The sequence below is a fragment of the Paraburkholderia sp. C35 genome (assembly GCF_003121405.1).
Lineage (GTDB): Bacteria > Pseudomonadota > Gammaproteobacteria > Burkholderiales > Burkholderiaceae > Paraburkholderia.
Genome location: NZ_QBUY01000173.1, coordinates 1 through 10,811, shown reverse-complemented (window position 1 = coordinate 10,811; position 10,811 = coordinate 1). Strand labels below are relative to the sequence as shown.

Here is a 10,811-nt window from a genome sequence, read left to right as displayed (position 1 = left end):
GTTAGCCCGCTTTCTTTTGCCTACTTTTCTTTGCGGCGGCAAAGAAAAGTAGGTGCTGCCCCGCACAGGGGCAACGCTAGCAGACCACCAACAATGAGCGGACGCCAGCGATGACCGAGCAGACCGAACAAACCAAACCCAACCCCAACCCTCACTCCGACCCAAGATAAAAAAACCGAAACAAAAACACAGCAGCAATAACCCAGACCACGAGTTTGACCTGACGCGCGCGTCCCGTAAGCAACTTCAACCCGGCGTAAGAAATAAACCCAAACGCAACACCATTGGCAATGGAATACGTGAACGGCATCATCAAAGCGGTCAAAGCAGCCGGAACAACTTCCGTAGCATCATCCCATGGCAGATCGGCCATCTCCCTGAGCATGAGGCAAGACACATACAGCAGAGCCGGCGCCGTGGCATAACCCGGCACAACCCCAGCCAGCGGCGCAAAAAACAGCGCAAGCAGAAACAGCACAGCAACAGTGATAGCAGTGACACCAGTGCGCCCACCCGCCTGCACACCAGAAGCACTCTCGATATAAGCCGTCGTCGACGAAGTCCCCAACACCGACCCGGCGAGAATCGCCGTACTATCCGCCAGCAACGCGCGATTCAGTCGATGCATCTTGCCATGCACCAGCAACCCGGCGCGATTCGCCACACCCATCAGCGTCCCCGTCGCATCGAACAGCTCGACGAGGAAGAACACCAGAATCACGTTCAACACACCCGTCGACAGCGCAGCCTTGACGTCGAGCTGGAACAGCGTCGGCGAAATCGACGGCGGCGCGGACACGATGCCGTGGAATTCATTGCCGCCGAAGAAGAAACTCAGAATCGTCACGCCCACGATGCCGATCAGAATCGCGCCGCGCACGCGCAGCACATCCAGCATGACGATCGCGAAGAATCCGATGATCGCCAGCACGACATGCGGATCGTGCAGGTTGCCAAGCGTAACGAGCGTCGCCGGATTGCCCGTGACGATGCCCGCCGTCTTCAGCGAAATGATCGCCAGAAACAGCCCGATGCCGCCCGTGATCGCGACGCGGATCGAATGCGGAATGCCGTTGACGATCACTTCGCGCACGCGGAACAGCGTGACGATCATGAACAGGCAGCCCGAGATGAATACGGCACCCAGCGCCGCCTGCCATGTGAAGCCCATCCCCTTGACGACCGTGTACGCGAAGTACGCGTTCAGGCCCATGCCCGGCGCGCAGGCAATCGGGTAGTTCGCATAGAAGCCCATGATGAGCGAAGCGAGCGCCGCCACCAGACAGGTCGCCACGAACACCGATTCCTTGGGCATGCCCGCATCGCCGAGAATCGCCGGGTTGACGAAGATGATGTAGGCCATTGTGAGGAAGGTGGTGACGCCTGCCAGCACTTCCACGCGCAGGGTCGTGCCTGCTTCGTCAAAGCCGAAATACCGTTTTACGGAGTCCATGAGCCGAGTCTCTCGTCGTTTGAAATGTCGTTGGTCACTGCTTGTCGGGTTTCTTCTGCCGCGTCCGGCCATCGTGGTGCCACGGGCGGATTTAATCACGATTGTTCAGCAAATACCGCATTTGCGCCTCGCACGCGTGGAGACGATGCAACACTCGGCACACGGGCGCGGGTCACCGCGGCAACGAGCGGCGTCCAGATGCGATTTTGCTGACGAAGGGGCGTGATGATACCTGACGCGACGCATCAGGTCGGATTACACGATGAACGGGAAGGCAGGAAGGGCGGTGGAAGCGGCTTCGCGATATGTCATCGCAAGCGCGTGCGCGGTCTCGCGCGAGCAGGGAAAACGGCCATCACGGCAGACATGATAAAGGCGCGCGGTCGGGGACACGCGCGCCGCGTCACATCACGCCGGTATTACTGCTGGGCGCCTTGAGCCTGCGCACGTTGCTGCGCAACGATGCGGCCCGCCGCGATGGCATTGGCCGGATAGTTGATCCAGTCGAGCGGATCGTAGCCCGCCTTGCGCCACTGGACGAGATCCGCCTTTACTTCGGCGCGGGTCTTGGGCGTGTTCTGATCATAGGCGCGCGACGTCTGTGCAAATGCCGACGATACGGCTGCTATGCCGATCAGCGCGCCCACAACCATACGAGGAATCAGCTTCATGGCAGGGCTCGAAAAGTTAGGATGACCCTTTTATTCTAGGTTCTGTATTCGCAATGCGTAAGGTTGAGAAACGAAATGAACCGTTGCTCAGTTTGTATCAATAGACCTGTATGAGGCTTGATTCGTGCATACGCACGGCAATTGCGTATTCGAACGTTTGAATGGATTCGCGTGCATGCACCGGAACGCTATCCCATGTGCTGTGACGGCTTGCCCATGCGTTCGAGCACAGCCGTCAACAGATCGACAGGCAGCGGAAACACGATGGTCGAATTCTTGTCGGCGGCAATGGTTGTCAGGGTCTGCAAATAGCGCAACTGCATGGCCTGCGGTTGTTGCGCGAGCATTTGCGCGGCCTGCAACAGCTTCTCCGACGCCTGCAGTTCGCCTTCGGCGTGAATCACTTTCGCGCGCCGCTCGCGCTCGGCTTCGGCCTGTCGCGCAATAGCGCGAATCATCGTTTCATTGATGTCGACATGCTTGATCTCGACATTCGATACCTTGATGCCCCACGCGTCTGTCTGCGCATCGAGCACGCGTTGAATGTCGGTGTTGAGCTGCTCACGCTCGGACAGCAGTTCGTCGAGTTCATGCTTGCCGAGCACGGCGCGCAGCGTGGTCTGCGATAGCTGGCTGGTGGCTTCGAAGTACTTCGCCACCTGAATCACCGCGCGCTCCGGATCGACCACGCGAAAGTACACGACAGCATTGACCTTGACCGACACGTTGTCGCGCGTGATCACGTCCTGCGGCGGCACGTCGAACACGACAGTGCGCAGATCCATGCGCACGACCTGCTGCACGACGGGAATGATCAGCACGAGGCCCGGCCCCTTGACCTTCCAGAACCGCCCGACCATGAACACCACGCCGCGCTCGTACTCGCGGAACACGCGCACCGACGACGCGATCAGGACGATCGCCAGAAGAATCAGGATGCTGCCGAAGCCGAAAGTGAAACCGATCATGTGCGTTCTCCCTGTTGTGATGCAGCGCGCTCGGGCACCACGGTGAGCATCAGTCCGCGCCGGCCCGTCACGCGCACGGCATGGCCCGCCGCAAGCGGCGCCGCGCTGCAGACGCGCCTGCGCTCGCCGTGCACGCGCGCCCAGCCGACGCGCTGCGGCTCGCCGTGCAGCAGGCTGTCCTGCGTGCCATCGTCGCGGGCGGATTCGGTATCGTCGGCGACGAGGCCATCGTCCAGCACCACGCCGATGCTGCCGATCATCGCCTCCGCGCCCGTCACCACAGGGCGCCTACGCGAGCGCAGCACGAGGCTCGACACGCCGAAGATAAACAGCACGCTGAACACCACGACGGCCGCGATCATCGGCAGCGGGATGCCGTAGCCGGGCACGTCGGTATCCATCAGCATCAGCGCGCCGATCGCGAACGCAACGATGCCGCCGAAGCCCAGCGTGCCGAAGGTCGGCAGGAACGCCTCCGCGATCAGGAACGCGAGGCCGAGGAAGATCAGCCCGAGGCCGACATAGTTGATGGGCAGCATCTGCATGGCGAACAGGCCCAGCAGCAGGCTGATTGCGCCTGCCACGCCGGGCAGGACGAAGCCGGGATTCGCGAATTCGAAGAACAGGCCGTACATGCCGATCATCAGCAAGATCAAGGCCACGTTCGGATCGGTGATGACGGCCAGAAAATGGCTGCGCCAGTCGGCTTCGAGCGTGACGATGGGGGCGTGCGCCGTCGTCAGACGCTTAGGGCCGGCGGCCGTGTCGTAGGTGCGGCCATCGACCTGCCGCAGCAGATCAGGCAGATCGCGCGCAATCAGGTCGACCACCTTCTGTTCGAGCGCGTCGTGCGCCGACAGGCTCACGGCTTCCCGCACGGCGCGCTCGGCCCAGTCGACATTGCGTCCGCGCAGTTGCGCGAGACCTCGGATATAAGCCTGCGCGTCGTGAAGCTGCTTGCGCTGTTCGGTCGATTGACTGTCGAGGGGAAGCGCGCCTGACGCTTCGCCGTCCTTCGCTGCAGGACTGGACGCGGGCGCGGCGCCCGGCAACGCGGGCGGGTGGCCGGGCCGCGGCGCCTCCTGCCCGCCACTGCCGCGTTGCACGGGCGACGCCGCGCCGAGGGTGGTGCCGGGCGCCATCGCCGCGATGTGGCTTGCATAGGTGATATAGGTGCCGGCGCTCGCCGCGCGCGCGCCACCCGGCGCGACGTACGTGGCGACAGGTATGGGCGACGCCAGGATCGCCTTGATGATCTGCCGCATCGAGGTGTCGAGGCCGCCGGGCGTGTCGAGTTGCAGCACGGCGAGTTGCGCGTGGTCGTCGGCGGCGCGGGCGAGGCCGCGCACGATGAACTCGGCGGTGGCGGGGCCGATCGCGCCCGCCACGGGAATCACGACCACGCTGCCGGGTGCGATAGCGGACTGGGCGGCGGGGGCGGGGGTCGAGAGCGCTAACGCGGCGAAGCACACGACGATGGCCAGCAGGAGCCGCCGCCACTGGCTCGCCGCCGCCATGCTGCCGTCGCTGGTGCCGGGCAGCGCGTGTGTCCTTGCCGTGCGGCAACCGGCGGCCACGGAATCTCCGCACGCACGCCGGAGCGTGCGCCGCGAACCCGCTAGCCGGATCGGGAGAAGCCGGTACGTTCCCATCGTCGACGGCCGGGCGCGCAGCGGCGCGACGGATCGCGTTCGCGTGGCGGCGCGCCAGGCCTGAAAGAGCTGGCCTGTCTTAAGCTTAGTCGGATTCCGCGAGTTGCGTGCGGCGGGACATACCCGTGCCCGCCGCGTGCGCGTTCGCAGCCCGATAATCCGCCGGCCGCATCCCCGTCCATTTTCTGAACGCCCGATGAAACGCGCTCGGCTCCGCGAAGCCAAGCGCAACGGCAATATCGGCGATCGATTGTCCGCCGCGCTGCAACTGCGCAATGGCGATATCGCGCCGCAGATCGTCCTTGATCGACTGGTACGTATAGCCTTCCTGCTTCAGATGACGCCGCATGGTCGCCTCGGCGACATGCAGCCGCGCCGCCATCTGATCCGAGCCGGGCCACGCCTGCATGGGCAGCGCGCGCAGCGTCTTGCGCACCCGCGCCGTCAGCGAACCCGGATTGCGATACTTGACGATAAAGCTGGCAGGCGCATCGCGCAGGAAGGGCTTGACCGACTGTGTGGTCTGCACGACGGGCAAATCCAGAAAGTCGGGCGCGAGATCGACATACGACCCGGCCTGCGAGAACGAGAGATCGTCGCAGAACATCAGCCGGTACTCGTGCGCGGCGGGCGGCTCAGCGCAGCGAAAGCGCGCCTCGAGCAGCGGAATGCGCCGTCCGACCAGCCAGCAGACGAGCCCGTAGACGAGGATGAAGTACGTTGCATACGCAAACATGGCCGGCTGCGCTGCGCCGTCGCGTTGTGTGAAGACAAGCCGCACGCGGTCGTCGCGTTTGTCGATGTGCGCGCGCATGTCGTCGAGCACGAGGCGCATGAAGCTGACTGCGCGCGTCAACGCCTGGCCGCCGTTGCGCGCTGTCAGCGCCATTTGCGTCATCGCGATGAAACTGCCGCTTTTCATCGCGTGCGAATCCTGGCCGAAGAATTCGTCGTCGAGCGTGCGGGCGATGTTGGCCCACAGCGCGCCGTATTGCGCTGCCGTGACACGGCCTTTGGCGCTCGCGAGCATTTGCGGCGCGATACCCGCTGCCTCGACGATAGGCTGCACATCCACGCCGCGCGCACGGGCAAGCGCCAGCGTCTCGTCGACAAGACTCACGGAGATCGTGCCTTTTTCGGTTTTCATCGTGCCGCCGTTCCTCTGGTAATCCCGTAGTGCGCTTTGTCCCATTCTGGCAAATGCGCTCACATGTGCTGACGCAAAGATCCCACGTGCATCGCTATTTTGCCTTGTCAGGGCAGTGGTCGACATCCCAATATGGCAAATGCGCTCACGCAGATTGAGCGGACGCGGCATCGAATCCCGCCATCGCGCCGCCTACACTGGGTTCCGACAGACGCGCCGCATGTGCACTGCAGCAGGCGCGCAGCAGATAACGGAGCGAGACACATGGACGACTTCTACACCGACGAGCAGCGGATGATCCGCGACGCGGCGCGCGACTTCTCGGTCGAATGCCTGGCGCCGAACGCGGCGCAATGGGACCGTGACGGCCAGTTGCCCGCGGAGATTGTCCGGCAGATGGGCGAACTGGGCTTCCTCGGCATGATCGTGCCGGCCGAATGGGGCGGCTCCTATACCGACTACATCGCCTATGCGCTCGCGCTCGAAGAGATCGCCGCGGGCTGCGCTGCCTGCGCGACGATGATGAGCGTGCACAACTCGGTCGGCTGCGGGCCGATTCTCAACTTCGGCAGCGACGCGCAAAAAGACCGCTATCTCGCCGATCTCGCCACGGGCAAGCGCATCGGCGCGTTCTGTCTGACCGAGCCGCACGCAGGCAGCGAAGCGAACAACATCCGCACGCGGGCCGTGCTGCGTGACGGCGAATGGATCATCAACGGCAGCAAGCAGTTCGTGACGAACGGGTCGCGCGCGAGTATCGCGATCGTGTTTGCCGTCACCGATCCCGAAGCGGGCAAGCGCGGCTTCTCGGCCTTCATCTTGCCGACGGATACGCCGGGCTTCAACGTCGGGCGCCCGGAGAGCAAGCTCGGCATTCGTGCATCGGATACCTGCCCGCTCTCGCTCGACGATTGCAAGGTGCCGGAAGCGAATCTGCTCGGCGCGCCTGGCGAAGGCTTGCGCATCGCGCTGTCGAATCTCGAAGGCGGGCGCATCGGCATAGCGGCGCAGGCAATCGGCATCGCGCGCGCAGCCTTCGATGCAGCGCGCAGCTATGCGAACGAGCGCGTGCAGTTCGGCAAGGCGCTGAAGGAACATCAGACCATCGCCAATATGCTTGCCGACATGGCGACACGTCTGAATGCCGCGCGTCTGCTGGTGCATCACGCGGCGCGGCTGCGTAGCGCGGGCAAGCCGTGTCTGTCGGAAGCGTCGCAGGCGAAGCTGTATGCGTCGGAGGTGGCGGAGGAAGTGTGCTCGAAGGCGATCCAGATTCATGGCGGCTATGGGTATCTGGAGGACTATGCGGTCGAACGGCACTATCGCGATGCTCGTATCACGCAAATCTACGAAGGAACCAGTGAAGTACAAAGAATGGTTATCGCGCGGCACGTTTGAGCGCAGAATAATCGGCTATTAGAGCGCATCACGCGCCGTATATCTGGAGACAACCCAATGACGTCAGCCCAAAGCTTTCTCGAAGCGCGCGACCTGTTGTTGCGCCATCGCACGGACTATGAGCGCGCGTATAGCGAATTCAGATGGCCGGAACTCGGGGAGTTCAACTGGGCGCTCGATTACTTCGACGTCGTCGCAAAGGGCAATGACAATCCGGCACTGTGGATCGTCGACGATCCCGCGCAGGAAGGGCTGAAGCTCTCGTATGCGCAGATGTCGGAGCGTTCGTCGCGGATGGCGAATTTTCTGCGCGGACTCGGCGTTGGGCGCGGCGACCGGCTGCTGCTGATGTTGCCGAACCGCGTCGAGTTGTGGGACGTGATGCTCGCGTCGATGAAGCTTGGCGCCATCGTGCTGCCCGCCACCACGCAGCTTTCGCCCGACGATGTGCGCGACCGCGTGCAGATCGGCGGGGCGAATTTCGTCGTGGTCGATAGCGCGGAGACTGGCAAGTTCGATGCGCTCGATACACCGTTGAAGCGCATCTCGGTCGGCGCGCCGCGTGAAGGCTGGACGGATATTGCCGCGGCCTATGAAGCATCGCCGGTGTTCACGCCCGACGGCGTCACGCGCGCCGCCGATCCGATGCTGCTGTACTTCACGTCAGGCACGACGTCGAAGCCGAAACTCGTCGAACACACCCATCAGAGCTATCCCGTCGGCCACCTGTCGACGATGTACTGGATCGGCCTGCAACCCGGCGACATCCACTGGAACATCAGCTCGCCCGGCTGGGCGAAGCACGCGTGGAGCTGTTTCTTCGCGCCGTGGAATGCGCAGGCGTGCGTGTTCGTCTTCAACTTCGCGCGCTTCGTGCCGAAGGAAACGCTCGACGTGCTGGTGCGCTGCAACGTCACCACGCTGTGCGCGCCGCCCACGGTGTGGCGCATGCTGGTGCAGGAGCCGCTTGCGTCGTATGCGGTGAAGCTGCGCGAGATCGTCGGTGCGGGCGAGCCGCTGAACCCGGAGATCATCGAGCGCGTGCGGCATGCATGGAACATCACGATCCGCGACGGCTACGGGCAGACGGAGACCACCTGCCAGATCGGCAACCCGCCGGGGCAGCCGGTGGTGGCGGGATCGATGGGGCGCCCGCTGCCGGGCTATCGCGTCGAACTGGTCGATCCCGACGATCATCCCGTGACGGAAGGCGAAATCGCGCTGCCGCTTGCGCATCGTCCGCTCGGCCTGATGACGGGCTATGCGAACAACCCGAAGGCGACCGAACAGGCAATGCGCAACGGCTACTACCACACGTCCGACGTCGCAATGCGACGCGACGATGGTTATCTCGTCTACGTGGGACGCTCGGATGACGTGTTCAAGTCGTCCGATTACCGGCTGAGTCCATTCGAACTGGAAAGCGTACTGATCGAGCACGAAGCGATTGCAGAAGCGGCTGTGGTGCCGAGCAACGACCCGTTGCGACTCTCCGTGCCGAAAGCCTTCGTGACGGTGCGGCATGGTTTCGAAGCCGGCCCGGAACTGGCGCGCGACGTGTTCCGTTTCTCGCGCGAAAAACTCGCGCCATACAAGCGCATTCGCCGCCTGCAATTCAGCGATCTGCCGAAGACGATCTCCGGCAAGATTCGCCGCGTCGAGTTGAGGCGGCGCGAACTGGAGCGCACGGACGAGCCGGCGCGCATGCAGGACGAGTACTGGGAAGAAGACTTTCCCGAACTGCGTAACGGAAACGGCAATTGAGCATCGAGCAGGCCATCGACATCTATCTCAGGAGACATTCAGCATGAGCGCAATTCCTTCGACACTGGCTGACCGCAAGGTCGACACGGTCAAACTGCTGATCGACGGCGAATTCGTCGAGTCGGGCGCGACCGAGTGGCGCGACATCGTGAATCCGGCGACCCAGGAAGTGCTCGCGCGCGTACCGTTTGCGACGAAGGCGGAAGTGGACGCGGCGATCCGCGCGGCGCACGCGGCCTTTGCAACGTGGAAGAACACGCCGATCGGTGCGCGCATGCGCATCATGCTCAAGTATCAGGCGTTGATTCGCGAGCATATGCCGCGTATTGCGAAGACCTTGACGGCGGAGCAGGGCAAGACCTTGCCCGATGCCGAAGGCGACATTTTCCGTGGGCTTGAAGTGGTCGAGCATGCGTGCTCGATCGGCACGTTGCAGCAGGGCGAGTTCGCGGAGAACGTAGCGGGCAGCGTCGACACGTACACGCTGCGCCAGCCGATTGGTGTATGTGCCGGCATCACGCCGTTCAACTTCCCCGCGATGATTCCGCTGTGGATGTTCCCGATGGCGATCGTCTGCGGCAACACGTTCGTGTTGAAGCCGTCCGAGCAGGACCCGCTATCGACGATGCAACTGGTCGAACTGGCGATCGAAGCGGGCGTGCCGAAGGGCGTGTTGAACGTCGTGCATGGCGGCAAGGAAGTGGTCGATGCGTTGTGCACGCATGAGCTGGTGAAGGCGATTTCGTTCGTGGGATCGACGGCGGTGGGCACGCATGTGTACAACCTGGGCAGCCAGCACGGCAAGCGTGTGCAATCGATGATGGGCGCGAAGAATCACGCCGTGGTGTTGCCGGATGCGAATCGCGAGCAGACCTTGAATGCATTGGCGGGCGCCGGCTTCGGCGCGGCCGGGCAGCGGTGCATGGCGACATCCGTGGTGGGGCTGGTGGGTGCGTCGAAGGACTGGTTGCCGGAATTGGTCGAGAAGGCGAAGACACTGAAGGTCAATGCCGGGCACGAGCCGACAACGGATATTGGGCCGGTGGTGTCGCGGGCCGCGAAAGAGCGCATTCTGGGTTTGATCGAGGCAGGCGTGAAAGAGGGCGCGACGCTTGCGCTCGATGGACGCGATGTTCGCGTGCCTGGTTATGAGGCGGGGAATTTTATCGGGCCGACGGTGTTTAGCGATGTCAGCGTTGAGATGTCTGTTTATCGGACTGAGATTTTTGGGCCGGTGTTGTGTGTGATGACGGTTCCTACTCTGGATGATGCGATTGCGCTTGTGAATGCTAATCCGATGGGGAATGGGGTGGGGCTTTTCACGCAGAGTGGCGCTGCGGCTCGCAAGTTCCAGAGTGAAATCGATGTTGGGCAGGTGGGGATTAATATTCCTATTCCTGTGCCGGTGCCGCTTTTTAGTTTTACCGGGTCACGTGGGTCGAAGCTTGGGGATCTTGTGCCTTATGGGAAGCAGGTTGTGCAGTTTTATACGCAGACGAAGACGGTGACGGCCAGGTGGTTTGATGATGCTACTGTTGGTGATGGGGTGAATACGACTATTAGTCTGCGGTGAGGGTTTGGGGTTTGGGTTTGGTTTTGGGGGTTGTTTGCTGGCATCCGCTTTTTGTTAGTGGTCTGCTAGTGTTGCCCCTGTGCGGGGCGGCACCTACTTTTCTTTGCAGCCGCAAAGAAAAGTAGGCAAAAGAAAGCGGGCTAACACCGCCAGATCTAGTTCTTGCCTGCGGGCCCCCAACGGCC

8 protein-coding genes are annotated in these 10,811 nt (G+C 62.7%); 3 read left to right on the top strand and 5 right to left on the bottom strand.

All coding sequences use genetic code 11. The annotated features are described in order from the left end of the window. Positions 1–151: 151 nt before the first annotated feature. The 5 genes from DK391_RS42590 to DK391_RS42570 form a co-directional block, all read right to left on the bottom strand. On the bottom strand, positions 152–1,453 hold the full coding sequence (locus DK391_RS42590) for an NCS2 family permease (protein WP_109484020.1): 1,302 nt from the start codon (positions 1,451–1,453) through the stop codon (positions 152–154). Positions 1,454–1,872: 419 nt separating this feature from the next. After that, complete coding sequence (locus tag DK391_RS42585) at positions 1,873–2,124, bottom strand: DUF4148 domain-containing protein (RefSeq protein ID WP_109484019.1); 252 nt, start codon at positions 2,122–2,124, stop codon at positions 1,873–1,875. 188 nt (positions 2,125–2,312) lie between these two features. Continuing rightward, positions 2,313–3,092 carry a slipin family protein gene (locus tag DK391_RS42580; RefSeq protein WP_109484018.1) on the bottom strand — a complete coding sequence of 260 codons (780 nt, stop codon included), beginning with the start codon at positions 3,090–3,092 and terminating at the stop codon, positions 2,313–2,315. Further along, positions 3,089–4,744 (bottom strand): nodulation protein NfeD, encoded by a 1,656-nt coding sequence (locus tag DK391_RS42575; protein WP_109484017.1) that lies wholly within the window; start codon positions 4,742–4,744, stop codon positions 3,089–3,091. The genes DK391_RS42580 and DK391_RS42575 overlap by 4 nt, the downstream gene beginning before the upstream one ends. Positions 4,745–4,829: 85 nt before the next feature. Next, complete coding sequence (locus DK391_RS42570) at positions 4,830–5,891, bottom strand: AraC family transcriptional regulator (protein ID WP_109484016.1); 1,062 nt, start codon at positions 5,889–5,891, stop codon at positions 4,830–4,832. Positions 5,892–6,155: 264 nt separating this feature from the next. On the opposite strand from DK391_RS42570, the gene DK391_RS42565 reads away from it, so the two are divergent. Genes DK391_RS42565 through DK391_RS42555 form a run of 3 tightly spaced genes read left to right on the top strand, consistent with a single transcriptional unit; the run spans position 6,156 to position 10,626 of the window. After that, positions 6,156–7,289, top strand: coding sequence for an acyl-CoA dehydrogenase (locus DK391_RS42565; protein WP_109484015.1), 1,134 nt, complete (start codon positions 6,156–6,158; stop codon positions 7,287–7,289). Between the two features lie 57 nt (positions 7,290–7,346). Beyond that, positions 7,347–9,053 (top strand): AMP-binding protein, encoded by a 1,707-nt coding sequence (locus DK391_RS42560; RefSeq protein ID WP_109484014.1) that lies wholly within the window; start codon positions 7,347–7,349, stop codon positions 9,051–9,053. 43 nt (positions 9,054–9,096) lie between these two features. After that, positions 9,097–10,626, top strand: a complete 1,530-nt coding sequence (locus DK391_RS42555; RefSeq protein ID WP_109484013.1) for a CoA-acylating methylmalonate-semialdehyde dehydrogenase — start codon at positions 9,097–9,099, stop codon at positions 10,624–10,626. Positions 10,627–10,811: the final 185 nt, after the last annotated feature.